The sequence below is a fragment of the Streptomyces sp. NPDC001816 genome, assembly GCF_042892235.1.
In the GTDB taxonomy this organism is placed as follows: Bacteria; Actinomycetota; Actinomycetes; order Streptomycetales; family Streptomycetaceae; genus Streptomyces.
This window is the reverse complement of sequence record NZ_JBIATY010000004.1, coordinates 491364-515970: the sequence shown is the minus strand read 5'-3', so window position 1 is coordinate 515970 and position 24607 is coordinate 491364. Positions and strand designations below refer to the sequence as shown.

Below are 24607 nucleotides of genomic sequence, written 5' to 3'. Positions count from 1 at the left end.
GCGTGCGGCTCAGGTGCCCGTGACCGCCAGCGCGGCACGCAGATGACCGCCGGACTCCTCCAGAAGGCGGGCGGCCGTCGGGCCGTCGACGCCGGCGAGGATGGTCAGGACGGCGTTCTTCACCTCGCCGCCCGACTCGGTGAGCGCCTTCTCGATCTCCTCCGCCGAGGCTCCCGTGGCCAGCGCGACGATACGGCGGGAACGGGCCCGGAGCTTGTCGTTGGAGGCGCGGACGTCGACCATCAGGTTCCCGTAGGTCTTGCCCAGACGGATCATCGTGATCGTCGACAGCATGTTGAGCACCAGCTTCTGGGCCGTGCCCGCCTTCAGCCGCGTCGAGCCGGTGATCAGCTCGGGCCCGACGACGACCTCGATGCCGTGCTCGGCGGCGGCCGCGAGCGCACTGTGCTCGTTGCAGGCCAGCCCGATGGTCAGCGCGCCGAGCGCACGGGCGTGCTCGACGGCGCCGATGGCGTACGGGGTGCGGCCGGAGGCCGAGATGCCGACGACGGTGTCGTCCGCACCGACCTTCAGCGCGTCCAGGTCGCTGCGGGCCAGCTCCTTGGAGTCCTCGGCGCCCTCGATCGAGGTGACCAGGGCCTCGGGGCCGCCCGCGATCAGGCCCACGACCTGGGCGGGGTCGGTGTTGAAGGTGGGCGGGCACTCGGAGGCGTCCAGCACGCCGAGGCGTCCGGCGGTGCCCGCGCCGGCGTAGATCAGACGTCCGCCCCGGTCCATCCGCTCGGACACGGCGTCGACGGCGGCGGCGATCTCCGGCAGCCGCGCACCGACGGCGTCGGGCACGCCGGTGTCCTCGCGGTTCATCAGGCGGGCGATGTCGAGGGTGGGCAACCGGTCGATCTCGGCGAGTTCCGGCCGGAAGGCTTCGGTGGTGAGGGACTCCAGCTCGTTGCGCAGGTCGTGGGAGGTCATGGGGGGTGGTTCTCTCCGATTCGCGTGCTCTTCACTCACCTGGGATGGGTGCGGTGCCGGTGCGCCAGCGCCTCGTAGGACGCGGCGAGCGCGGGCGCCGCACTTTCGTACGTCCGCTGTGCCACCCCCACGAACAGGCAGTCCACCACCAGCAGTTGACTCGTCCGCGAGGACATCGCGGCCGGCCGCAGCTCGGTCTCCCGGGAGGTCGACGTGGTCAGGACGTGGTCTGCGTACTGGGTGACCGGCGAGTCCGGGCGGCCGGTGATGGCCACCGTCGTCGCCCCGTGCTCGAAGGCGACCCGGAGCGGTTCGATGACGTCCCCGGTCGACCCGGAGTGCGTGATCGCGATCGCCACGTCCCCGGCCCGGAGCTGCACCGCGTTGGTCACCGCGAGATGCGGATCGCTGTGCGCGTGGGCTATGAGCCCGATCCGCAGCAGCTTCTGCGTGAGGTCCTGGGCGACCAGGCCGGACGCGCCTATGCCGTACACGTCGGTGCGGCGGGCGCCGGCGAGCGCGGTGACGGCCGCGCCCAGCTGGGCGGTGTCGAGTCCGGCGGCGGTGTCGGCGAGGGTCTGCTGCTCCTCGTAGGCGAGCTTGGTGACGACGTCGGCGATGGGGTCGTCCACCGCGATGTCCGTCGTGATCGCGGGCGCCCGGCCGGACTGCTGCTGTGCGGCCAGCCCGGCCAGGGCGAGGCGCAGATCGCGGTAACCGGGATAGCCGAGCAGCCGCGCGGTGCGTACGACCGTCGCCTCGCTGGTGCCGGTCAGTTCGGCCAGGCCGGTGACCGTGAGGGCCGCGCACCCGGCCGGGTCGCCCGCGACCGCCTCGGCGACGCGCTGCATGGACCGGGTCATGGAAGGGGCGAGGGTGCGCACCTTGGCGGCGAGGGAGCCGCCCGGACTTCCGAAAATTTCCTTCACGTCCTGGGTCACCAATGAAAGATATTTTCGGTTCCCTCTCGCGGTCAAGAGTGCGCACAAGAGTGCGCACAATGGGACCATGGAGTCCCTATTCCCGCTTGAGCAGGCGCTGCACGCCGCCCGCGCGCTGGTGCTCGCCGATCTGGTCGCGGGCGATGTCGCCGAGGCCGACGTGGTCTCCCTGGTCGAGGACTCCGTCACACAGCGCCGCTGGTGGGTCGAGCAGTGGCCGGACGGCGTCGAGTACGTGGCCGGGCTGGTCGCGCAGGACGTCCAGGACGCGCTCCTGGAGCGGTACGGCCGGTGGCCGCTGTGCCCGGTGTGCGGCTCGGGCGACCCGCACGCGCTGGACGTGGAGCCGGAACTGGGGCCCGACCCGCACTGGGTGTGCAGCAAGGCGGGCGTGAAGGTGGCCGCGGTGGGCTCGCTGGGGTGGGCCACGGGCGGGATGCAGTCCTCGTGAGGCTCCCGTGACGGTGTACATCGACCCGCCGTCCTGGCCCGGCCACGGACGCATGTGGTCACACCTGGTGAGCGATGTGTCCTTCGACGAACTGCACGTGTTCGCGGCCGAGTTGGGCGTACCCCGCCGCGCCTTCGAACGCGACCACTACGACATCCCGTCCCACCACTACGCGGACGCGGTGGCCGCCGGGGCGGTGGAGATCGGCTCCAAGGAACTCGTCCGCAGGCTCACGGAGGCGGGGTTGCGACGGCCCAAGGGCCGCCCGGCTCCTTCAGTGCGGGACTGAACCGAACCAGTGGGCACGCGGGCCGTCGCAGGGGACGCGAGCGGTGCTCACCGCCGCCGGATGTGGAGCTGCAGCTCGCCGTCCGCGCCGTGCTCCTCCTGCGCCGTCCGCTCCTCCTCCACGGTGGCCCGGGTGAACCCCGCCCGGGACACCACGCGCTGTGAGGGGAGGTTGTCCGCCTCGATGGTCGCGAACACCGTGTCGACGTCGTCCCGGGCCAGCGCCCACTCCGTCAGCGCGCGCAGGGCCTCGGTCGCGTAGCCCTGGCCGCGGGCGCCCTCGACCAGGTCGTAGCCGACCTCCACCCGGCCCTCCTCGTCCGGGATGCCGTGGAAGCCGATGCCGCCGATGGCGCGGCCGTCCTCCTGGCGTACGAGGGCGAAGACGCCGAACTCGGGCCGGTGCACGCCCGATTCATAGGCCTTCACCATGTAGGTCGCGGCCACTCGCGTGCCCTCGAAGGGCCCGCCCTCGATCCACTCGAAGCCGCCGTCGCCGCCGAGGCGGAGGTCGCGGGCGGCGGCCGGGCGGACCCCGACCAGGGTGAGGCGCTCGGTGGGGATGACCAGGTTGTTCCGCCAGCGCCACTCGGTGACCGGGGCACGGCCGGGCAGCTCGCCGCGGCCGGTCGCCCACAGCAGGGTCGGCCAGGGCGCCGGGCCGGGCTGGACGTGCGGGAAGAGCCAGGTCAGGACGGCCTCGGCGAGTTCCTCGGCCGGCTCGTAGGCGATCCCGAGTCCCTCGGCGATGTCATGCGTGTGCAGCAGCACCTCGGTGACACCCATGGCGGCGAAGCCTTCGCGGTCGGCGCTGCCGAAGGGGAAGGGGTGGACGGCGCGGACGTCGCGCGGGGTGGTGCGGACGGTGGCGGCGAGCAGGGCGCCGGTCGACCGGATCACGTCCAGCACACCGGCGTTGGGGGCGTCCTCGTCCACGGTGACGTCGAAGAGGAGCCAGTCCTGGGCGCCTACGACCAGCCGACTCGCGTAGCCCATGAAGGCGGTCACGATGTGGTCGGCCGTCTCCCGGCAACTCCACTCAAGACGCCCGGCCCTGACGCCCTTCCAGTCCCGCTCCACTGCCGTGCCGAGCACCGCCACGCTGCCCTCGACGGCAGCGATCACATCGTCCCCGTTTATCGATCGCATGGGGCGAACCCTAGGGTGCGGGGTCCCTCAGGTCGACAGCATTTCCAGCTCGCCCGCCAGGTTGTAACGCGCCGTCGCCTCCCAGTGCTCCCGCCCGTACGGCGTGCGGAACAGACTGGGCAGGTCGAGGAGTTGGCGCAGGATCGCTGAACGTCCCTCGCGGAAGGCCTCGTTGGGGACGAAGTGGTACTCCTCGCGTACCTCGGCGGTGTAGGTGGCGTACGCCGACGGGGGCGCGGCGAGGATGGCGAGATCGGCGTCGCTGAGGACCTGGCCGTTGCGGTCGTCGTCGGTGGGGTCGTGGGTGACGGTGAGGCGGACGAGGCGGGCCACCTCGGCTGTCTTCGCCTCCGGTACCCCCGCTTCGCGCAGGGCGCGCTCGGCCAGGTGCGCGGAGCGCTCCTCGTTCTCGGAGCGGTCCGGGAGGTAGACCGCGTCGTGGAACCAGGCGGCCAGGCGGACGACGTCCGGGTCGGCCGCGTGCTTCTCCAGTACGTCGATGTGGTCCAGGACCGCTGTGAGGTGGGCGAGCGTGTGGTAGTGGCGCTGGGGCTCCTGCCAGCGGGTGAGGAGGCTGTCGGCATAGGGGGTGGGGTCGGGGCCGTCGCCGGGGGCGCGGGCTCCCTCCAGGGCGTGGGTGAAACGCAGGCGCAGGGCGTCGAGGTCGGCCATGTGCTCATTCTTCCGTGACGCGCGGCGGACGGCGCCCCTAGGGCCTGTCGTCAAATTCCCGCCTGCCCGGCGACGCCTGGCACGCACGCTCGCCGCGTTGCCGAACCCCACGTGGCTCCGCCACGAGGGCGCTCCGGCGCCTTGCGATCGCACGCACCAGACGCCGCCGAGCCCGCCCTCCGGGCGGACGACGGGAATTTGACGACAGGCCCTAGCGTGGGCCCATGACTCACGTAGAGGAAGCACGGGATCCTGAACTGCCCGGTCGGCTGCTGGAGGTCGAGCGGGATGCCCTGATACCGCTGCTGCGTTCGCGTGCGGACGCCGACTTCGCGCTGCCGACCGTCGCGTGTCCGGGGTGGACGGTGCGGGATGTGCTGGCGCACTGTTCCGCCGCGCTGATGCGGGTCGTGGAGAGCCGGTTCGAGAAGGGGGTGTTCTCGCCCGAGTCGAACGACCGGGACGTCGCCGAGCGCGCGCAGTGGACGAACGCGCAGGTCGTGGACGAGCTGGAGCGCGGGATGACCGAGGCGGGGCCGGTGATCGCCAAGGCGGGCGGGGTGCTGGACATGATCGCGCTCGGGGAGTGGGTGCATGCGGGTGACGTGCGGGACGTCCTCGGGGTGCCGGGGGCGTACGCGGGGGCCGGTCTGCCGGACGCGCTGACGCTGCTGGTCCGTGTCACCCGGGAGAAGAAGCACCTGCCGCTGCACGCCGACCTCGACGACGTGGACGAGCCGCTGCGGCTGGGGGACCCGGCGGCGGGGGCTCCGCCCGCCCGGTACATCGGCTCGGCCGCCACGCTCGTACGGCTGTACGCGGGGCGGCCGCTGGACGCAGCCGCGTACGAGCTGGCGGGCGCGGCGGAGGGGGATCTGAACATCTTCGGATGAGGGGCGGCCCGGGCGGGTACGGAACCGGCGTAGTCTTGAATTGGACTAGACCTGTAGCCGCCGATGAATGGGGTGCCATGAGCAAGCGTGCAGTCCTGGAGGTGATCGCCCTCGACGTCGAGGACGCGGTCGCCGCCCAGGCCGGAGGCGCGGATCGTCTGGAGCTGGTCACCGAGATGGCGGCCGACGGGCTCACCCCGTCGGCGGCCACCGTCGCCGGGATCCGGGCCGCCGTCGACATCGACCTGCGCGTGATGCTGCGGCCGGCGGACGGGTTCGCGGCCGGAGACCCCGAGGACGTCGAGCGTCTGGTCCGGGTGGCGGGCGAGCTGCGGGAGGCCGGCGCCGACCAGTTCGTGCTCGGGTTCCTCGACGCGGACGGGGGCGTCGATCTGGACGCGGTGGAGCGGGTCGTCGCCGCGCTGGGCGGCTGCAGCTGGACCTTCCACCGGGCCATCGACCGCGCCGTCGACCGCGACGCCCTGCGCAAGCAGCTCGCCGACCTGCCCGGCCTGGACACCTACCTCACCGCCGGCTCCGCCTCCGGCGTCGACGAGGGCCTGCAGACCCTGGTCGCCGAGGTGCGCCGACGGGGCGAGCCCGGCTACGACCAGACGATCCTCGTCGGCGGCGGCCTCCGCCTGGACCACGTCCCCGCCCTCCGCCACGCCGGCATCGACGCCTTCCACATCGGCGGGGCGGCTCGTCCCGAGGGGTGGGCGGGGCCGGTGTCGGAGTGGGCTGTGGGCGAGTGGCGGAGGGTGGTCGACGGCGCCTGACCCGGGTGCCTTCGGGTGGTGGGCAGATCTCAGCGCCGGGCGCACGGTGGATCGTAGGGCAATTGCGGGATGTACGTGTGCCATAGTGCGCGGGTTAGCAGGTTCCCGGTCGCTTGGCACACGTAGTCGATGGCGGTCCGCGTGGACAGGGGCAGGATGCGCACGGTGTTCTCGCCGTCGCCGATGAAGAGGTAGCGGTCGTCCGGTGAGAACACGATCTCGTTGACCCAGTTGACGATGCCGGTCACCGGCAGCCCGTGGGCCCGGGCGTGGTTGCGGTCGCGGACGTCCCACAGTTGGACTGTCGCGTCGGAGCTACCGCTGACCAAGGTGCGCCCGTCCCGGGTGAAGGCCAGGGTGTTGACGCTGTCCGTGTGGTCCGTCAGGGGCGGGCCCACTGCTGTGGGGTGCGTGCGGTCGGTGAGGTCCCAGAACCGGATCGTGTCGTCGCTTCCGGAAGTAGCGAGGGCGCGGCTGTCCGGGCTGAAGACGACTGACTGGAGCGGGTCCCCGCTAACGCGCAGAGATGTACCCAGGACCCTCGCGTGTGCGGGTTCGGTGATGTCCCAGAGGCGGAGGCTGCCGCTCTGCGTTGCGGCGGCGAGCGTGCGGCCGTCCGGGCTGACGGCCAGGCAGATCACACTGCCCGCGTGTGTGTCCAGTGGCGGTCCGAGGGCCGCTGGACGGGATGGGTTGGATACGTCCCAGAGGGTGACCGTGCCGTCGTTGTTGCCGCCTGCCAGCGTGCGCCCGCCGGGGGTGAACGCGAGGCCCCGGAAGCCTTCCTGGGAACGGTGCGGCGGACTACCCAGCAGCCTGGGACTCGCCGGTACGGTCATGTCCCACAGCTGAACGTCCTGTCCGTCCGCGACGGCCAGCACCCTTCCACGGGGGCTGAAGACAACCCAGTTGATGAACGGGGTGCGGCCGCGGATCGGAGTGCCGACCGGGCGGGGAACGGCGGGGTTGCTGACGTCCCAGAGGCGGACGGTGTCGTCCTGGGAGCCCGAGGCGAGCAGACGCCCGTCTGTGCTCAGGGCCACGGTGTCGACGTACCCCGCATGTCCGTCGAGGATCGTACGAGGGATCGTCCACAGTCTGATGGTGCGGTCAGCGCCTGCGGTGGCCAGCACGCCGCCCTTCGGGTTGAAAGCCAGTGCTAGTACGTGTCCTGTGTGGCCGGTCAGGGCGTTGGTGAGGTCCTGGGAGTGGCTCGGATCAGCCACGTTCTCGAGCCAGACGTGGTTGTCATCGCCGCCGTACGCCATGAAGTGGCCGCTGTGGGAGAAGGCGACGGCGTTGACGACGCCATTGCTGAATGGGACGTCGAGCGCGGTCGGCTTGGCAGGCTTCGTGACATCCCAAAGGTGTGCGACCTGGTCACTCCCGGCTACGGCGAGCGTGCGGCTGTCCGGACTGAAGGCGACCGCCTGGGCGGAGCCTGGGACCCCGGCCTTGAAGGGGATGGGGTCCGGCACGCGGCCGACGGCAGACGGATGCTGCAGGTCCGCCACTCGCCACAGCCGTACCGTTGCGTCGCTCCCGCCGGATGCCAGCAGCTTGCCGTCCGGACTGAACGCCAGTCCGTTCACCTCGCCGTCGGCGCCGGTGAGCGACTTGGCGAGCGGCTTGGGGTGCCGAGGGTCCGCGATGCCCCACAGCCGGATGCGTCCGTCGTGTCCCGCCGCGGCCAGAGCGCGTCCGTCGGGGCTGAAGCCGAGCGTCTTCAGGGCACCGCCGGCCCGGACGGGAGTGCCAAGGCTGGCGGGGTGGTGGGGGTTGCGTACGTCCCACAGCCGGACGGTGCCGTCATCGCCGGTGGTAGCGAGGAGGTAGCCGACAGGACTGAAGGCGAGCGCCCGGATCGCGCCCGGCGAACCGCGCAACGGGGCGCCCAGCGGGCCAGGTTGGCTCGCCCGGGCGGTGTTCCACAGGCGGATCGTGCCACTGCTGTCCGCGCTGGCCAACACGCGTCCGTCCGCGCTGAATCCCACGGTGTTCACCCGGTCCCGGTGGCCGGTCAGCACCCTGGCCAGGGCCATGTTCTGGTCGCTGAGCAGCTGGTTCTCGGCCGACGTGGACGGTGACATCCGGTGCTCCACCAGGTCCAGCTGGGCGGCCAGCGACGGATCGGTCGCGCGCAGATGGTCGGCCTCGGCCCTGATCTCGCCGAGGATAGCGGTGTTGCGTTCCTGCCGTGCCGTGCTGGCCTGCTGGAACGCGAGGGCGGCCGAGAGCGCGGCGAGCACCGTCAGCACGCTCAGACCGGCGATGACCCCCTGGCGGATCCGGCGCGTGCGCTGCCTTTGCCGTACCGAGGCGGTCAGGAACGCGGACACCACCTGATCGAACTCGCCGATGTCCGGGTCGTCGGCCAATGCCCTGGCCTCGTCCAGTCTGTGGCCCCGGTATAGCAGCGCCGGGTCGCGCCCGGCTTCCTGCCAGGCGGCGGCCGCGTCCTCCAGCCGCTGGCGGGCGCGGTATCGGGCGCGGTGAGTCTCGATCCACTGCCGAAGGCGAGGCCAGGCCTGCAGCAGCACTTCGTGGGTGATGGTGACCGTGTCCTGTTCCCGGGTCAGCAGCCGCCCCCGGGTGAACGTCTCGATGACCCGGGCGGCTTCTTCGGCCCGTGCGCCGTGGCCCAGCAGCTCCGCATACCGCACCGGCCGACGGGTGTCGTCTGTGCCGTCGCCGAACTTGACCAGGCGCAGAAACACCCACTGTGCCGTCTGCTGCGCCGGTGGATCCAGGCGGTCGAACCAGCGGTCCGCCTCGGCCGTCACGCTGTGCGCGATGCCGCCTGTGGACTCGTAGCCGTCGACCGTGAGGAGATGGCCCGCCCGACGCAGCCAGGTGGCGCGCAACGCGTGTGCGAGTAGCGGCAGCCGACCGGCTTCGTAGGCGCTGGCCTCGTCCGGCGCCGAATCTGCGCCAGCCGGTTCCGGTGTGCCGAGGTCGCGCAACAGGACCTGTACCAGGCCCGGTTCGACATTCAGCCCGACCGAGCGGGCCGGGTGGAGGATCGCCTGGCGGACCCCGGTTCGGGTCAGCGGTCCCACGATCACCTGGTTGCATTCCACGGCGTTGAGGAGCCGGGGGTGGGCGGCGCAGTGGGTGTAGAAGTCCGAGCGTAGTCCGAAGACGACCAATCCGACTGGCGGTTCGCCGCCGGGCCCCGACTCCGCGATGTCCAGCACCGCGTCTAGGAAGTCCCGCCGCTCCCGCTCGTCGGCGCAAAGCGTGAACAGCTCCTCCAGTTGGTCCACAACCACCACGATGCGGCGCTCGGAGCCGGTTCCGTCGCCGTCGCCCTCCGAGAGGGCGCGACGCAGTGCTTCAGGCTGCCACGGCTCGCTGCCCGGCCCGTCCCGGCGCCTGCCCGTCACTTCTGGCAGCCGTGCGCCGAGGGCCGCCATCGGGTGCACGGTCGGGGTCAGCCACAGGCAGGGCCAGCGTGCCGAGCCCGGCAGCGCACCACGCGCGATCTCGGCCAGGAGCCCCGCCCTGAGCAGCGACGACTTTCCCGCCCCGGACGGTGCGACGACGACCAGCGCACCGCCCACCGCGAGGCAGGCATCCAGCCGGACCAGCAGCTTGGCCACCAGCGCGTCCCGGCCGAAGAACCATTGGGCTTGGTCGGTCCCGAATGCGGCCAGGCCGGGATATGGGCACTCCTCGGAGACGGAGTCGGTGCACACCCGGCGGGCCGTGCGCACCCCGTCCTCGTAGTGCAGATGCAGGTCCCGTTCCGACAGGTAGAGATCCCGATGTGCCTGGTAGACCCTGGCCCGGTCCGAGGCGTGCGCCTCCAGCCGGATCTCCTCTTCGGCCTCGGGCTGTTTGCCGACGGGGCTCATGGCCCGTAGATGTGCTGGTCACGGCCGGCCTGGTACACCCGGCCGTGTCCGGATGCCTCGGCCTGGAACTCATGGGACCCAGTCCGGGCGACGTCCTCGTGGCGCAGGAGCGGGGCGATCTCCTCGTCGATCAGCCGCCGCAGCTCGTCGGTCAGCGCGGGGTCGTCCTGCAACAACGCGCTCAGACGGGATCCCCAGGCCGCAACCAGGTCCGATTCGGTGTCCTCATCACCCGCTCGACGGGCGGTCAGCATGCGGTCCCGGGACTCCACGAGCGCTGCATCCACCCGGCTCGCCTGACGCGGGCGAATGCGACGCCACCAGGTGACAACGGCGACCCGCGCCTGCTGCCATGCGTCGGTTGTCATGACCCCAATCAAGGTCGTGGCTGCCGACGATACGATCGGATCCATCGCCATCAACCTCTTTATGTCCTGCCCTTATAACAAATGTACTCACTGGCAAGGCGCTTTCGTTGAAATCTGAAAGGCAGAGGCTGAGGCGACAGGCAGTCTCTAGGCGGCGAGCTGCGGGGGCAGCGGTGCCGCGTGCGTCACGATCAGGCCCGACACCGCTCGGGTCAGGGCCACGTACAGGCGCCGCAGGCCCGTGCGTTCGTCCGGCTCACCGTCGACCACGGCCTGGGGCTCGTCGAGCACCACGTAGTCGTACTCCAGACCCTTGGCGAGGGAGGCCGGGACCAGGGTCAGCCGGGTCTCGCGGGTGGTCTCCTCGCCCGGGGCCAGGTAGGTGATCCCGGCCGCGGTCAGGGCCTCGGCGAGGGCCGGGATGCGCGCGTCGGCCGCGATCAGACCGGTCGAGCCCTCGTTGCCCAGCAACTCCGCGCAGGCGGCGATCACTTCGGTCGTCGCTGTCGCGGTGCGGACCTCGAAGAAGCCGGGGTTCTCACGGACCGAGGCGACCGGGGTGAGGCCGGGGGCGATGTGGGGGAGGAGGCGGGAGGCGTAGGTGATGACGTCCGTGGGGACGCGGAAACCCGCCGTCAGCTCCTCGATGACCCCCTCCCGCTTGCCGAGGTGGGACAGCGCCTCGTCCCAACTCCGGGTCGCCCAGGGGGTCGTGCCCTGCGCCAGGTCGCCCAGGACGGTCGCGCTGCCGGTGGTGCAGCGGCGGCCGACGGCCCGGTACTGCATGGGGGACAGGTCCTGCGCCTCGTCCAGGACGACGTGCCCGAGCGAGTGCGTGCGCTGGGTCAGGTCGGCCGCCTCGTCGATCAGCACCGCGTCCGCCGCCGACCACTTGGCCGACTTCACGCTGCGCACGGGCTTCGCCCACAGGATCGTCTTCTGCTCGTCCTCGTCCAGGACGCCCTCGGCGTGCTCGGCGAGGAAGTCGGCCTCCGTCAGCAGGCGCAGGACCAGTTTCGCCGGGTCCACGGCCGGCCAGACCGTCTTCACGGCCGCCTTCACCGCGCTGTTGCGGGCGACCGCGTCCTGCACCCGGTCGTCCGGCGCCTCCCCGGCCCGCTCCATCTGCACCAGCACCGCGTGCGCGATCCGCTGCGGCAGGGCCTCGCGGGCGGCGCCGTAGCGGATGTCCCGGTCCAGCAACTCGCGGACCAGCTCCTCCAGTTCGTATGCCGGAACCCGCCAGCGCCGCGAGCCGCGTACGACGACGACCGGCTCGGTGGGCATGGTCACGTGGGAGTACAGGGCCCGGCGCAGCACCTCGGCCATCCGGGCGTCGCCCTTGACGACGGCGGCGGCCGCCTCGTCCGTGCCGCGTACCTCCACATGGGCGACCAGGTCGTCCACGGTCGCCTGCTGCACGGTCAGCTCGCCGAGCGCGGGAAGGACCTGCTCGATGTAGTGCAGGAAGGACTTGTTCGGGCCGATGACGAGCGTGCCGGTGCGGGCGAGCCGCTCCCGGTGGGCGTAGAGGAGGTAGGCGACACGGTGCAGGCCGACGGCGGTCTTTCCGGTGCCCGGGCCTCCCTGTACGCACACGGTCCCGCCCAGCCCGCTGCGGACGATCTCGTCCTGCTCGGGCTGGATGGTCGCCACGATGTCCCGCATGGGGCCGACGCGCGGCCGCTCGATCTCCTGCTGGAGCAGCTTGCTGGTGGTGGCCGCCTCGGCCGGGTCGGACAGGTGCTCGTCCTCGTACGCGGTCAGGTCGCCGCCGGTGTAGCCGAAGCGGCGGCGCAGCCCGATGTCCATCGGGTCCTTCTTGGACGCGCGGTAGAACGGCTGCGAGACCGGGGCGCGCCAGTCGATGACCATGGGGTCGCCGTCGCCGTCGTGCACATGCCGCCGCCCGATGTAGAACCTCTCGCCCTCGGCCCCTTCCGCCTGGTCGGCGCGCGGGGCGTGCACGTAGTCGAGCCGCCCGAAGAAGAGGGGGGTGTCGCTGAGGTCGGCGAGCGCCTTGATGCGCTCGTCGATCTGGCGGGCGAGCACCTCGGCGTTGACCCAGTTCGCGGTGACGTCGCTGATGTCCAGCGCCTCGACGTCCTCGCGCATGGCGCGCAGCGCGGACCGGGAGGAGGCGAGGTGGCTGCGCTCCCGGGCGAGTGGGTCGTCGAGCGGTTCGTGGGCGGGCGTGGACAAGGGGTGCCTCCGGATCTGCTCGTGGCATGACTGAAGGCCGCCCGGTTTCCGTGCGGGCGGCGGCTCTCCGTAGGGAGGCGGGCAAGAGCGGAGATTGTAGGCGGGGTGGCCGGGAGGAGGCCAATGAATTTCCGCGCGGGGTCTCGCGGGTCCTCCGGAGGTCGTGCCCCCTAGGGGACGCGGACCGTCCGGCGTAGGGGCGGGGGTCCACCCGGAGACCTACGCGGACGCCTTGGGGATTGGCTCTGGAGACCGATGCGTGACCTGGGTGCGAAGTTCCACCATGGAGACATGAGCGCAGCAACCATCCACCCAGCCTCTGTCCGCCCCCCGTCCGGTGCCACGGCCATGGACGGCTCCCATCACCACCCCCTGGGCAACGCCCTGCGCGCCGTCAAGGTGTTCGTCGAGGCCGCGTTCCGCGTGGTGATCCTCGGCGAGTACGGCGAGGAAGCGGGCATACGCCGTAAGTAGCGGCATAGGGTCACCTCCGTGCCGAAACGGACGGTGGCGTCCCGCCCTGCCCTGTTGTCCCTGCTCCTGCTCGCGGTCTCCGTCTGCTCCTTCACCGCCCTGTGCGTCCTGCAGCGGGCCCCGATGGCCGACCTGCTGGTCTACCGGGCCGAGGGCGCTGCCGCGTCCCACGGCGGCGACCTGTACGGATTCACGGTCACCGAGTGGCGGCTCCCGGCGACCTACCCGCCCTTCGCGGCGATCCTCTTCGTCCCCGCCGCCTGGTTCCCCGTCCCGGCGCTGAAGGCGGCCTTCCTGGCGGGCAACGCGCTCCTGCTCGCCGGCCTGGTCACCCTCTCGGCCCGCCTGGCCGCCCGCCCCCTGCCCCCGCCCCTCCTCTGCACGTGTGCGGCCCTGGCCCTCTGGCTGGAGCCGGTCTTCCAGACGCTCCTGTTCGGCCAGGTCAACCTCGCCGTGGCCTGCCTCGTCCTGTGGGACCTCACCCGGCCTCCGGGCGCGCGCGCCAAGGGCCTCGCCCTCGGCCTCGCGACCGGCGTGAAGCTCACGCCCGCCGTGTTCGTGGTCCATCTGTTCCTGCGCGGACGCAAACGCGAGGCGGCCACGGCGGTGACCGGCTTCGCGGCCACGGCCCTGCTCGGGTTCCTGCTGCTGCCCGCCGCGAGCGCCGACTTCTGGAGCCGGCGCCTGTACGAGACCGGCCGGGTGGGCAAGGCGTGGATCGTGGACAACCAGTCCTTACGGGGGCTGATCGCGCGGGCCCTGGGCGACCCGGCGCCGGGCCTCGCCTGGGCGCTCCCGGCGGCGCTGGTGGCGGTGATCGTCCTGCTGCTGGCCGCCTGTGCCTGCCAGGAGAGCCACGGCATCCTGCTGGCCGCCTGCGCGGCCCTGCTGGTCTGCCCGATCAGCTGGTCGCACCACTGGGTGTGGTGCGTGCCGCTCCTCGCGGTGCTCCTGGCCGAGGGCCGCACGCTCACCGCCGGGCTCGTGGCCCTCGTCTTCACCGCCCGCACGATGTGGCTGGTGCCCCACGAGGGCGTCCTGGACCTCGAACTTCCTTGGTGGCAGCAGCTGTTGGCGGCCCCTTACCCGATCCTGGCGCTCGGTCTTGCAGGGGCGTGTGCCAACATGATCAACCGTTGTCCGATCCATTCGACCGAGCAAACGGGGAAACAGGCATGCCCTTCTCGAAGCTTCCGTTCCGCAGGGCGGTGAGCGGACTGACCGCCGCCACCGCGCTCGCCCTCGGCGCCACCCTCATGGCCGCTCCCACCGCCTCGGCGGTCGGCTCCTCCGGCTGCACCAAGAACATCAGGGACACCACCTACACGGTCGTCCAGTACGACCACGCCGACATGCACACCGGCCCCGGCAACAACTACCGGGTCAAGAAGTCCGTGTACATGGGCAACAAGGTCCGCGTGTACTGCACCGCCAAGAGCGGCTCCTGGTACTACGGCAAGTTCGGCTCGACCTACGGCTGGATGGAGGAGCACGCCTTCTTCTAGGCCGTACCCCTCCACGCCCCAGGTTCTTCGCCGCCCCGCCTAGCTCCCCGCCAGGATCTCGTCCGCGTCCACGATCCGGTACGCGTACCCCTGCTCCGCCAGGAAGCGCTGGCGGTGGGCGGCGAAGTCCTGGTCGATGGTGTCGCGGGCGACGACCGAGTAGAAGTGGGCCTGGTGGCCGTCGGCCTTGGGGCGCAGCACGCGGCCCAGGCGCTGGGCCTCCTCCTGGCGGGAGCCGAAGGTGCCGGACACCTGGACGGCGACCGTGGCCTCGGGCAGGTCGATGGAGAAGTTGGCGACCTTCGACACCACGAGCACGCTGATCTCCCCCTCGCGGAACGCGTCGAAGAGCTTCTCGCGCTGCGCGTTGGACGTCTCGCCCTTGATCACCGGGGCGTTCAGGTGCTCGCCCAGTTCGTCCAGCTGGTCGATGTACTGGCCGATGACGAGGATCTGCTGACCGGCGAACCGGCGGACGATCGCCTCCGTGACCTTCCGCTTGGTCTCGGTGGTCGCGCAGAAGCGGTACTTCTCCTCGGTCTCGGCGGTGGCGTACGCGAGCCGCTCGGAGTCGGTGAGGTTCACCCGGACCTCGACACAGTCGGCGGGCGCGATGTAGCCCTGCGCCTCGATCTCCTTCCAGGGCGCGTCGAACCGCTTCGGCCCGATGAGGGAGAAGACGTCGGACTCGCGGCCGTCCTCGCGCACCAGGGTCGCGGTCAGACCGAGGCGGCGGCGCGCCTGGAGGTCGGCGGTGAACTTGAAGACCGGCGCGGGCAGCAGGTGCACCTCGTCGTAGACGATCAGACCCCAGTCGCGGGAGTCGAACAGCTCCAGGTGCGGGTAGACGCCCTTCCGCTTGGTCGTCAGCACCTGGTAGGTGGCGATGGTGACCGGGCGGATCTCCTTCCGGGTCCCGCTGTACTCGCCGATCTCGTCCTCGGTCAGCGTGGTCCGCTTCACCAGCTCGTGCTTCCACTGCCGGGCCGAGACGGTGTTGGTGACGAGGATGAGGGTGGTGGACTTCGCCTGCGCCATCGACCCGGCGCCGACCAGCGTCTTTCCGGCGCCGCAGGGGAGCACGACCACCCCGCTGCCGCCGTGCCAGAAGTTCTCCACGGCCTGCTTCTGGTACGCCCGCAGGGCCCAGCCGTCCTCGCGCAGCTCGATCGGATGCGCCTCGCCGTCCACGTACCCGGCGAGGTCCTCGGCCGGCCAGCCCAGCTTCAGCAGCATCTGCTTGATCTGCCCGCGCTCGGAGGGGTGCACGACCACGGTGTCCGGGTCGATCCGCGCCCCGACCAGTGGGGTGATCCGCTTGGACTTCAGTACCTCCTCCAGCACCGGCCGGTCGGTGGTGGTGAGGACGAGTCCGTGCGCGGGGTCCTTGCTCAGGGTGAGCCGCCCGTACCGGTCCATCGTCTCGGCGATGTCCACGAGCAGCGCGTGCGGCACCGGGTAGCGGCTGTACTGCACCAGCGCGTCCACGACCTGCTCGGCGTCGTGCCCGGCGGCCCGCGCGTTCCACAGGCCGAGCGGGGTGACCCGGTAGGTGTGGATGTGCTCCGGCGCCCGCTCCAGCTCGGCGAAGGGCGCGATGGCACGCCGGCAGTCGTCGGCCCGCTCGTGGTCGACTTCCAGGAGCAGGGTCTTGTCCGACTGGACGATCAGCGGTCCGTTCACCGACGCACTTCCCTTCCGCGTGGCCAAACGTCCAGTGTGCCCTATCAGCGGATGATCGCGGCGGGGCGCTGCAACCATGGGCACCCGACACGGGTCTTCCTACCGCGGGGCCGGCGCGGGGGCGCGGTCCGGGGAGGAGCGGGGCGCGATGTCGGTACGCAGGTGGGTGACCGGCCTGGGAGCCACGGCGGTACTGCTGGCGGCAGGGGTGTGGGCGGTGTGGCCCCCGGGTGTCGATCAGCACCTGTGGGGCGAGGTGCGGCCGGTGATCGAGGCGCGGCTGGTGGCGGACTCGAAGGGCAGCGGGTACGGGGAGACGCAGCCCGGTGTGCGGGCGCAGTGGTTCTGCAGGGCCGAGGCACGGGACCTCGACGAGCACGACGGCGTCGTCCGGGCGGGCGTGACCACGTTGTGCACGGAGTACGGGGTGCGCCAAGGCGCTCTGGTGGAGTGCTCCGGAGCCGATGTCCCGCAGGTGGTGCGCCTGAAGCGGGACGCGGGCGCGCACGGCGGCTTTCGCGTGACGTCGCGGGAGGAGGGGCCGGACGGCGCGGGCAGCGGGAAGTGGGTGGAGGACCACTTCAGCTTCTTCCACGAGCCCGGCCCCGAGGGCACGGGCGGGTCCGACGGCCTGGAGGCCGCCGCCCGCAAGCACTTCGGCCTGCCCGCGAACGCTCCGGTCAAGGACTGCTGACCGGGTCGGCGCCTTAGGACCTGCCTGACAATTCCCGCCTGTCGCGCGGCGTCTGGCACGCACGCTCGCCGCGTTGCCGAACCGCCCACGTGGCTCCGCCACGAGGGCGCTCCGGCGCCTTGCGATCGCACGCACCAGACGCCGCGCGACCCGCCCTCCGGGCGGACGACGGGAATTGTCAGGCAGGCCCTAGTCCTCCGCCAGCTCCGCGACCCCCGTGACCCGGTGCAGCGGATACGTGCGCACCTCGTCGGCCGTGTGGTCGTACGCCGTCACGAAACCGCCCTCGACCCGGATCGGGGCGATGACGCGCTGGCTGGCGGTGCCCTCGGCGTTGACGTAGCCGATCCACAGCGACTCGCCGGTCAGGACGGCGGCCTGCATGGTGGCCAGGGTCTCGGCGGAGCTGGTGCGGGGCAGTTCGCCGCCCGTGAGCGCGCCGCCCGACGGCTTGCGCGGCGCGGTGGCGGCCAGGTCGCCCGCGCGGATCGCGCGGATCGCGGCCGCCAGCAGCGTGGCGTCGGGCGGCGGCGGTCCGTCCGGCACCGGCTCGGGCGCGGTGCGCGGCGGGGTGCGGTGGGCGTCGGCGCGGGTGATCAGGACGTCGCCCTCGGCGGACTCGGCGGCGGGCGCGTAGCCCATCGCGCGCAGGCCGTCCAGCAGTGTGGCCGGGTCCGTCGGGGCGGCCAGGACGGTCGGGGCCAGGCGGCGCAGGCGCAGGGCGGTCGCCCGCTTGTCGGCGAGGATCTCGTTCAGCAGGGCGTCGTCGTCGCAGCGGACGTAGGCCGAGGCCGCGCCGACCCGCAGATGGCCGTGCCTGCGTGCCACGTCGTCGATCAGATAGGCCAGGGGCTGCGGGACCGGCGTGCGGGAGTGCGCGGTGAGGAAGGCGTGCAGGTCGGCGGCGGCCTGGCCGGCGTCCAGGGCGCGGCGGACCGAGGCCGGTGTGAAGCGGTAGACGGTCGCCCCGCCCTTGGACTCGACGTCCGCGAGGATCCCGAGCATGTCGGCGAGCGGACGCCGCAGCGGGCCGGGGGCCACCGCTGTGAGGTCCGCCTGGAGCAGGACGTGGTCCAGGGGTTCGGGCAGCAGGGGTGCGAGGAGCCGGGCCGCGGCGGCCGTGGCGACGGTCTGCTCGGTGGGGGAGAGGGGTTCCAGCAGGGCGCCCGTGCGGTGGTGGACGGGGAGTTTGTCGCCGGGCCCGGAGGGTTCCGCGGCGGCCGAGGGGTGCGCGGCCGCGGGCGCGCCGAGCAGCGCCCGACCGTGCGTCGACAGCGCCCCGCGCCCGGTGACACCGAGCATCTCCGCCTCCGAGAGGGTCCAGCGGGCGAGCCGGGAGCGCAGGTCGTCGGCGCCGCCGCCATCGCGCTGAGGACCGCGCAGCGGCCGCTCCCAGAGCAGCCGGGCCAGCACCGACTCGGCGCTGGGGGCGGCGCCCTGCGGGAGCCCGGCCAGCAGGGTCAGCACCCGCTGCCGTACCTCGGGCGCGGCCGAGCGGTCGAGTCCCGGGCCCAGCGCGGACAACGTACGGTCCTTCGCGTCCCGCCCGCCGACCAGCCCCGGTGTCCGGGTGGCCGTCAGCCAGGCCTCGGCGAGCCGGGCCCAGCGCTCGGCGGGCGGCCGCTCCAGCCACTCGTCGTAGGCGGGGGTGGCCGCGTACCGCTCGTCGGCCTCGCCGTCGGAGGCGAGCAGGCCGGCCGCGTACGCCAGCTCGACCCAGAAGGCGGCGACCGGCTCGGGCACGTCGAGGGCGACGGCGGTCCGCTTCAGGTCCCGCACGCTCAGCCCGCCGGCCCGCAGCACGGCCGGGCCGCCCTCGTCCCAGTCCTTCAGCAGCTCCTCGACGGTGGCCAGCGCGCTGTAGGCCTGCCCGGCCGCGGTGGCGTCCACGATCTGCGGACCGTGGGTGGCGGCCGGCTCGACGGCGGGCGGCAGCGGTTCGGGTGCCCGGTGCGCGCGGCCCTCGCGCAGATGCAGGGCGACCTCGCGGGGCAGGACGACCGTGCCGGGCGCGGTGGGCAGCAGCAGGCCGCGGTCCAGCAGCCAGCGCAGATGGGCGGCCGGGTCGGCGGTGACCTGCCCGTACGGCGGCCCCCACACCAGCCGGGACAGCACCTCGCGGGCGGCCTCCGGGGCCTTCGCGAGCAGGGCCGCCATCTTCTTGCGGTCGGTGAACAGGGCGGTGAGCGCGGCCGCTGCGGAGACCGAGTCGTGCGTCGAGGCCAGCCCGGCGGCGCCGACGATCTCCTGGATCCGCCCCGGGGACATGCCCGCGGTGGCCTCCTGCACGCTCGGGCCGAGACCGGTCGGGGAGGGGTGCTGCGCGGACGGCGCGAGCAGCTCCCGTGCGGTCCGCACCAGCCGCAGCCGTTCGTCGTCGCCCCACACCAGGGCCTGTTCGCGCAGGGTGGCCACCGCGCGGGGCAGCGCGGCGGCGACGGTCTCGTCCCGGGCGTACCCGGCCATCAGGCCGAGCAGAATCTCGTACGACGCCGGTTCCGGGGCCACGGCGAGAGCCTCGGCGGTCTGCAGCGCGAACCGGTCCAGCCGCTCCAGGGCACGCAGGACCGAGGCGCGGGTGCCGGCGCGGGTGGCGAGCTGCGTGAGGTCGGTGGGAACCGGCGTGATGAGATCGGGCCGGCTGCGCAGGAGCGCGGCCAGGGAAGCGTCGTCGCGCGCGCGGAGCGCTTCCGCGAGGGAGCGTGGAGCCGACGGGGACGTGTGGGCGCTCATCCCGCCCACGGTACCCGGATGGCGGCCGGACGCAGCGCTGCAGGACGGGGTCCGCCGTCACGCGGTCAGCGCAGACCCGTGTCGCACCTGACCGTGATCTTCGTGTACGCGTCGGGGCGGACGGTGACCTCCACCGGGGCGCAGTGCGCGGGACCGGAGGTCCGGGCCCGCACCTCGTACGCGCCGGCCCGCAGCGGCACCCGGAACCGGCCGTCCGGACCGGTGTGCACCCTCGCCACCTCGGTGTCCGAGGACCGGTCGCGCACCCGCACGGTCGCTTCGGCGGGCCTGCTGCAGTCCTGGCTCTCGGGAGCGCCCTCCACGGGACAGGTCGGCCACCGGACGACGACGCCCCGCACCCCGGACCGGGTGTCCGCCGGGGTGCCGCCTGGGCCGCTCGGGGCCGCTTCGGAGCACGCGGCGAGCGCCACCGGCACGGTCAGCGCCACGAGCGCGAGAAGCAGGCCGGCCGGCGGCCGCCGGGCGATGCGGCGGCGTTGCGGGAGCACGTCTCCACTGTAGGCAGCGGGGCGTGGGCCCGGACAGCGCGAAAGGGCGGAGGGGGCGGCACGGCGGCCGCCCCCTCCGCCCTGGGGTGTGTCAGCGGTGTCCGGTCCCGCCGGCTAGCAGAAGCCGAGCTTGCCGATGCGCGAGCCCCACGCGGTGGTGCTGTTCTGGCGCTCGTTCACGACGTAGGCACGGTTGCCGGCGGCGCAGGCGCCTGCCGCGGAGGGGTAGACGGTGACGGCGGAGTAGTCGCCCCAGCGCTCGACGGGGTCGGTGGACGGGTTGTAGAACGTCGAGGCCTGGGAGTGATTGTTGCCTCCGACGACGTTGACCGGGTCGGTGGCGAGGCGGCCGCCGCTCATGACCCGCACCTGGTGGGTGACGCCGGCCGTGACGTTGGTCGAGGACCAGGTGAAGAACATCCGGCCGATCGGGTTCGCCGAGGTGCCGCCCACGGCCGAGCCGGCCACGGACGCGTTGAAGTCGTCGGAGTTACTGGACTCGGTCACACGTCCGGTCTGACCGGCGGGCACCGTGCTGTTGGCGGTGTTGATCTGCACCCAGACCGGCGTCGGGCGTCCGCCGATGTTGACGGTGTGGATGTTGAGCAGCTGGTTGCCGATCTGCGTGCTGTTCTGCGAGAACCGGGAGTCCGAGCTGTCCAGCCGGTCGGTCGTACCGGGCTGGCGGGCGTCCGGTGGCACGGTGTAGGCGGTCACCGGCACGTTGGGCTGCTGCACGATCGTGGCGTTGCTGCGGCCCAGGCCGGTGGCCTTGAACAGGGTCAGTTTGCTGTCCGCCGGGGCGGCTCCCACCAGGAAGGCGCTCGCGTTGTTGTCCTCCACGACGGGAGGCGCGACGCTGCCCGGCGTGCCCAGGCTGAAGTACGGGAACCTGGGGCCGAGGCCGTTGTACACGTCGGCCTTGGCCATGCCGTAGGCACGCGTGCGGACGTAGTGGTCCGAGGAGTCGAAGATGTTCGCCGTGACGATCACGGCGTCCTGGTCGAGCCCCAGCTGCGGGAAGTCGTACAAGTCACCAGAGTTCTCGGGCGGGTCGAACGTGTAGACGTAGAACGAGCCGGTGGCGTCCGAGCCGGTGGACACCGCCCAGAACACCCTCTGGACCGTGCTGTTCTCCGGGAACGCCGCGGCCGAGATGACCCAGCGGTTCCACTTCTTGTCGTAGACGACACGGGGGTCGAAGATCGTCTGCGCGGTGTAGCGGAAGAAGCTTGCGAACGACACGCTCTTGAGGAGGGCGCCGTCCGAATTCCGGAACACGCCGAAGCCGGCGCCGTCCACGGTCTGAACGAACTGGGTCTTGCCGACGGCGCCGGTCGTGTCCGGCGGCCGGACGCAGCAGGGCTGGCTGAGTCCCTCGAAGCCGCCCTGATTCGGCGGCGGCGCCAGCTTCCCGGCCTTGTTCCCGCCGGTCTGTCCGGGCCGCTGCTTCGCCCGGTGCTTCGCGGCGGCGGCCTTCAGCGCGGCGAGCTTCTTGCGGGAAACGGTGGGCAGCGGGCCCTGCTCCCTGCGAACCTTCGGCTGGGCGTGTCCGCTCGGGTTGACCACCCTCGGTTTGGACACGTGAACCATGCGGGGCGCCGGGAGCGGCTTCCCCTCCGCCTGGGGGTGAGCGGACGCCCCGGTCGCCTGAGCCATGCCCAGGCTCAGCGCGAGCGCGGCCAGCAGGGCCGGCACCACGCGGCGCACCCTCCGTCTGGTCGTCAAGACAGGTTTCCTCTCCTCGCTTCGCAGCCTCGGTGGCCGGTGAGCAGGTCACGCTCAGGATGAGAGGTCATGGCGTCGGGCACCCGCACCCACGCGGTACCGTCGTCCAACGGGGTGTCATCGCCGTTGCCCCGGAGGGGTTTTCCGTGGGGATCGAAAGCGATCAGGTCGTCTACGAGTATCTGAGCCGCGTCGGAGACATCGCTCAGCAGCGGCAGTTGCCGTCGTCCGCGCGGATGCGGCTGGTGTCGGAGCTGCGCAACGAGATCGACCGGCACCGGGCCAGTGCGACGGTGGACAGCCCCGCCGCCGTGCGCCGCATCCTGGAGCGGCTGGGCACCCCGGACGAGGTGGTCGAGGCCGCGGGCGGCAGCGCGGGGGTGCCGCGGTCGGCGCCCGCCGCCGTGCCCGTACAGCCGGAGCCGGAGCCGAAGGAACGGCCCAAGGGGCTGCGCAGGGTCGTACCCCGGCCGCGTGCCGCCGAGCCGGAGCCGCGCGACGCCCCGTCCCCGCCGCATCTCGCCGCCCCGGACGAGCTGGGGGACAGCGCGACGCACCCCGACTGGTGGCGGGTGGAGGGCAGCCCGTTCGGTACGCCCGCCGGTGATGTCGTCCCGGGCTTCGTGGGCGGGGTGGAGATCCCCGACCTGCTCAAACGCCCGCAGAGGGAGAAGGAGCCGGAGCCCCGGCAGGCAGAGCCGCCGGAGGCGACGGAACAGGCAGCTGCCCCGCGCCGCCGCCTGTTCGCCCGCAAGGCGCCCGCGCCCGCGGCGGCCGCCCGCCGCCTGCTGCCGGGCCCCGCCGCCGGCTGGAGCAACCCCCTCCTCCTGCTGGCCGCTGCCGCACTGGTCGCCGGAGCCGTGCTCGGCAACTGGTTCGCGCTCCTGCTCGGATGGCTGATCGCCTACGGCTCCCGCCGCCTCACCCCCGCGGAGACCAAGTGGGCCGTACTGGGCGCCCCCGGCCTGGCCCTCGCGTCCGGGCTGCTCTGGCTGTGGGGCCGTGACACCGGCCGCTGGGGTGCCCCCATCGCCCAGGGGCACATGAACGACGCCGTGGCGGAGACCTGGCCCTGGGTGGTGCGGGGCGCGGCCGTGGCCTCGGCCCTGTTCCTGGTGTGGCGCTCCCAGCGCAAGCGCTAGGTGTATTGATCACGAGCCCGACGGGACCCGGAGACAGCCGCCGACGGCGGATCCGCCCCACAGGGGCCACCCGCACCACGCGACCACACAAGCCGCACGGCTGGTGCGGGCGGGAATCCAGGCCCGGCCGAAGGCCGGGTGCCCGCCGACGCGCCCGCACCCGTACCCGGCACAATGTCCCCCATGACCGTCACCCCGGCCCCCGCCCTCACCGTCGGCTTCGACCTCGACATGACGCTCATCGACTCCCGGCCGGGCATCCACGCCTGCTACCGGGCGCTGGCGGAGCGGACCGGGACGTTCATCGACGCCGACCTGGCGGTGACCCGGCTCGGGCCGCCGCTCGCGGAGGAGCTGGTCAACTGGTTCCCCGCGGAGGAGGTCGCCGCCATGGCCGATCTGTATCGCGAGATGTACCCCTCGATCGCCATCGCCGCGACGCCCGCGATGACGGGCGCCCGGGAGGCGATGGAGGCGGTGCGGTCGGTCGGCGGCCGGACGATGGTGGTCACGGCGAAGTACGAGCCGAACGCCAAGCTGCACCTGGACCACCTGGGCATCGCACCCGACGTGGTCGTGGGCGACCTGTGGGCCGAGCAGAAGGCGGCGGCCCTGCGCGAGTACGGCGCGGCCGTGTACGTCGGTGACCACGTCGGAGACGTCCTCGGGGCCCGTACGGCGGGCGCGCTGTCCGTCGCCGTGGTCACCGGACCGTGCGACGGCGACGAACTGCGCACCGCGGGGGCGGACGTCGTGCTCGACGACCTCTCGGCCTTCCCGGCCTGGCTGGCCGCCTACCGCGAGGCGCCCCGCGCCTGACGCCGCCCGGCCGCGACGGAACGCAGCACACCCGCCCCGGCCACCAGGAAGCCGACGGCCATGAGCATGCTCAGACCGAACATGTACGTCGGAAAAGGCTTCGCACCGAGGAACAGCGGGGCCACCGTGACAAGGGTGGCCACGGCCCCGATGAAGAACACCACGGCACCGGCTCGGATCAGTCGGTCACCGGGCCCGGCGGAATTCGTTTGGGTTTTGTCACGCACCGGACCAGGGTAGTTCCCAGCGCAAGAGAACAACCCGGGGACGTCTTGTCACCCGCCCGAAGACCATTAGCCTTGGTGTCGGCGGGTCATGGTCGACCCGCTCTAGTGCTATCAAGAGCCGTTTCCGAAGCAGTTTTCCCGACAAGTACGAGGACGAGGACAGACGTGCCTACCGGCAAGGTCAAGTGGTTCAACAGCGAGAAGGGCTTCGGCTTTCTCTCCCGCGACGACGGCGGTGACGTCTTCGTCCATTCCTCGGTTCTCCCCGACGGGGTCGATGCGCTCAAGCCGGGACAGCGTGTGGAGTTCGGCGTCGTCGCCGGTCAGCGCGGTGACCAGGCCCTCTCCGTGACCGTGCTCGACCCGACGCCGTCCGTCGCGGCCGCGCAGCGCAAGAAGCCGGACGAGCTGGCCTCGATCGTGCAGGACCTGACGACCCTCCTCGAGAACATCACGCCGCAGCTGGAGAGGGGCCGTTACCCGGAGAAGACCGCCGGAAAGAAGATCGCCGGCCTTCTGCGCGCGGTCGCCGACCAGTTGGACGTGTGACCCTCAGGACC

At 72.3% G+C, this 24607-nt stretch carries 23 protein-coding genes; 11 read left to right on the top strand and 12 right to left on the bottom strand.

The features are described from left to right. Positions 1 to 9: 9 nt before the first annotated feature. Positions 10 to 933, bottom strand: a complete 924-nt coding sequence (gene murQ, locus ACFYZZ_RS17880; RefSeq protein WP_389176566.1) for an N-acetylmuramic acid 6-phosphate etherase — start codon at positions 931 to 933, stop codon at positions 10 to 12. Between the two features lie 35 nt (positions 934 to 968). Then, a complete protein-coding gene (locus ACFYZZ_RS17875) occupies positions 969 to 1874 on the bottom strand; it encodes a MurR/RpiR family transcriptional regulator (protein WP_386573634.1) in 906 nt (301 codons plus the stop codon). A gap of 67 nt (positions 1875 to 1941) precedes the next feature. Between ACFYZZ_RS17875 and ACFYZZ_RS17870 the strand changes: the two genes are divergently transcribed. After that, a complete protein-coding gene (locus tag ACFYZZ_RS17870; protein ID WP_389176564.1) occupies positions 1942 to 2325 on the top strand; it encodes a hypothetical protein in 384 nt (127 codons plus the stop codon). A gap of 7 nt (positions 2326 to 2332) precedes the next feature. After that, a complete protein-coding gene (locus ACFYZZ_RS17865) occupies positions 2333 to 2614 on the top strand; it encodes a DUF4031 domain-containing protein (protein WP_386573632.1) in 282 nt (93 codons plus the stop codon). Between the two features lie 47 nt (positions 2615 to 2661). Here the strand turns inward: ACFYZZ_RS17865 and ACFYZZ_RS17860 are convergent, their stop codons facing one another. Continuing rightward, positions 2662 to 3762 carry a GNAT family N-acetyltransferase gene (locus ACFYZZ_RS17860; RefSeq protein WP_389176562.1) on the bottom strand — a complete coding sequence of 367 codons (1101 nt, stop codon included), beginning with the start codon at positions 3760 to 3762 and terminating at the stop codon, positions 2662 to 2664. Positions 3763 to 3789: 27 nt separating this feature from the next. Continuing rightward, positions 3790 to 4434, bottom strand: a complete 645-nt coding sequence (locus tag ACFYZZ_RS17855; protein ID WP_389176560.1) for a hypothetical protein — start codon at positions 4432 to 4434, stop codon at positions 3790 to 3792. A gap of 224 nt (positions 4435 to 4658) precedes the next feature. Here ACFYZZ_RS17855 and ACFYZZ_RS17850 point away from each other — a divergent pair, with 224 nt between their 5' ends. After that, complete coding sequence (locus tag ACFYZZ_RS17850) at positions 4659 to 5327, top strand: maleylpyruvate isomerase family mycothiol-dependent enzyme (RefSeq protein ID WP_389176558.1); 669 nt, start codon at positions 4659 to 4661, stop codon at positions 5325 to 5327. A gap of 77 nt (positions 5328 to 5404) precedes the next feature. Further along, entirely contained in the window at positions 5405 to 6106 is a 702-nt protein-coding gene (locus tag ACFYZZ_RS17845; RefSeq protein ID WP_389176556.1) for a copper homeostasis protein CutC, read from the top strand. 29 nt (positions 6107 to 6135) lie between these two features. Here ACFYZZ_RS17845 and ACFYZZ_RS17840 read toward each other — a convergent pair whose 3' ends face one another. The 3 genes from ACFYZZ_RS17840 to ACFYZZ_RS17830 form a co-directional block, all read right to left on the bottom strand. Further along, positions 6136 to 9963 (bottom strand): hypothetical protein, encoded by a 3828-nt coding sequence (locus tag ACFYZZ_RS17840; RefSeq protein ID WP_389176554.1) that lies wholly within the window; start codon positions 9961 to 9963, stop codon positions 6136 to 6138. Beyond that, positions 9960 to 10376 carry a hypothetical protein gene (locus tag ACFYZZ_RS17835; protein WP_389176552.1) on the bottom strand — a complete coding sequence of 139 codons (417 nt, stop codon included), beginning with the start codon at positions 10374 to 10376 and terminating at the stop codon, positions 9960 to 9962. The genes ACFYZZ_RS17840 and ACFYZZ_RS17835 overlap by 4 nt, the downstream gene beginning before the upstream one ends. Positions 10377 to 10478: 102 nt before the next feature. Continuing rightward, positions 10479 to 12533 carry a HelD family protein gene (locus tag ACFYZZ_RS17830; RefSeq protein WP_389176550.1) on the bottom strand — a complete coding sequence of 685 codons (2055 nt, stop codon included), beginning with the start codon at positions 12531 to 12533 and terminating at the stop codon, positions 10479 to 10481. A 291-nt stretch (positions 12534 to 12824) separates the two neighbouring features. Between ACFYZZ_RS17830 and ACFYZZ_RS17825 the strand changes: the two genes are divergently transcribed. The 3 genes from ACFYZZ_RS17825 to ACFYZZ_RS17815 are packed head-to-tail and all read left to right on the top strand — an operon-like array spanning position 12825 to position 14512. Beyond that, positions 12825 to 13007 (top strand): hypothetical protein, encoded by a 183-nt coding sequence (locus ACFYZZ_RS17825; RefSeq protein WP_389176548.1) that lies wholly within the window; start codon positions 12825 to 12827, stop codon positions 13005 to 13007. 18 nt (positions 13008 to 13025) lie between these two features. Continuing rightward, the gene (locus tag ACFYZZ_RS17820; RefSeq protein ID WP_389176546.1) at positions 13026 to 14219 is read left to right on the top strand and encodes a glycosyltransferase 87 family protein; all 1194 of its coding nucleotides are present in this window, start codon (positions 13026 to 13028) and stop codon (positions 14217 to 14219) included. Beyond that, entirely contained in the window at positions 14183 to 14512 is a 330-nt protein-coding gene (locus tag ACFYZZ_RS17815; protein ID WP_389176544.1) for a hypothetical protein, read from the top strand. Before ACFYZZ_RS17820 ends, ACFYZZ_RS17815 begins: the two co-directional genes overlap by 37 nt. Before the next feature lie 39 nt (positions 14513 to 14551). Here the strand turns inward: ACFYZZ_RS17815 and ACFYZZ_RS17810 are convergent, their stop codons facing one another. Then, positions 14552 to 16195, bottom strand: a complete 1644-nt coding sequence (locus ACFYZZ_RS17810; RefSeq protein WP_389176542.1) for a DNA repair helicase XPB — start codon at positions 16193 to 16195, stop codon at positions 14552 to 14554. A gap of 148 nt (positions 16196 to 16343) precedes the next feature. Between ACFYZZ_RS17810 and ACFYZZ_RS17805 the strand changes: the two genes are divergently transcribed. Continuing rightward, positions 16344 to 16889 (top strand): hypothetical protein, encoded by a 546-nt coding sequence (locus ACFYZZ_RS17805; protein ID WP_389176540.1) that lies wholly within the window; start codon positions 16344 to 16346, stop codon positions 16887 to 16889. Between the two features lie 189 nt (positions 16890 to 17078). On the opposite strand, the gene ACFYZZ_RS17800 is transcribed toward ACFYZZ_RS17805, so the two are convergent. The 3 genes from ACFYZZ_RS17800 to ACFYZZ_RS17790 form a co-directional block, all read right to left on the bottom strand. Continuing rightward, on the bottom strand, positions 17079 to 19622 hold the full coding sequence (locus ACFYZZ_RS17800) for a helicase-associated domain-containing protein (protein ID WP_389176538.1): 2544 nt from the start codon (positions 19620 to 19622) through the stop codon (positions 17079 to 17081). Positions 19623 to 19687: 65 nt separating this feature from the next. Beyond that, positions 19688 to 20131, bottom strand: coding sequence for a carboxypeptidase-like regulatory domain-containing protein (locus ACFYZZ_RS17795; RefSeq protein ID WP_389176536.1), 444 nt, complete (start codon positions 20129 to 20131; stop codon positions 19688 to 19690). Positions 20132 to 20245: 114 nt separating this feature from the next. Beyond that, positions 20246 to 21859, bottom strand: coding sequence for a hypothetical protein (locus ACFYZZ_RS17790; RefSeq protein ID WP_389176534.1), 1614 nt, complete (start codon positions 21857 to 21859; stop codon positions 20246 to 20248). Between the two features lie 146 nt (positions 21860 to 22005). On the opposite strand from ACFYZZ_RS17790, the gene ACFYZZ_RS17785 reads away from it, so the two are divergent. Together ACFYZZ_RS17785 and ACFYZZ_RS17780 are read left to right on the top strand one after the other, a co-directional pair. Then, a complete protein-coding gene (locus ACFYZZ_RS17785; RefSeq protein ID WP_389176532.1) occupies positions 22006 to 23001 on the top strand; it encodes a hypothetical protein in 996 nt (331 codons plus the stop codon). A gap of 183 nt (positions 23002 to 23184) precedes the next feature. Next, entirely contained in the window at positions 23185 to 23820 is a 636-nt protein-coding gene (locus ACFYZZ_RS17780) for an HAD family hydrolase (RefSeq protein WP_389176530.1), read from the top strand. Here ACFYZZ_RS17780 and ACFYZZ_RS17775 read toward each other — a convergent pair. Then, entirely contained in the window at positions 23796 to 24047 is a 252-nt protein-coding gene (locus ACFYZZ_RS17775) for a hypothetical protein (protein ID WP_094217163.1), read from the bottom strand. The genes ACFYZZ_RS17780 and ACFYZZ_RS17775 overlap by 25 nt on opposite strands. A 165-nt stretch (positions 24048 to 24212) precedes the next feature. Between ACFYZZ_RS17775 and ACFYZZ_RS17770 the strand changes: the two genes are divergently transcribed. Further along, the gene (locus tag ACFYZZ_RS17770) at positions 24213 to 24596 is read left to right on the top strand and encodes a cold-shock protein (protein WP_389176528.1); all 384 of its coding nucleotides are present in this window, start codon (positions 24213 to 24215) and stop codon (positions 24594 to 24596) included. The last annotated feature ends 11 nt before the right edge of the window (positions 24597 to 24607 follow it).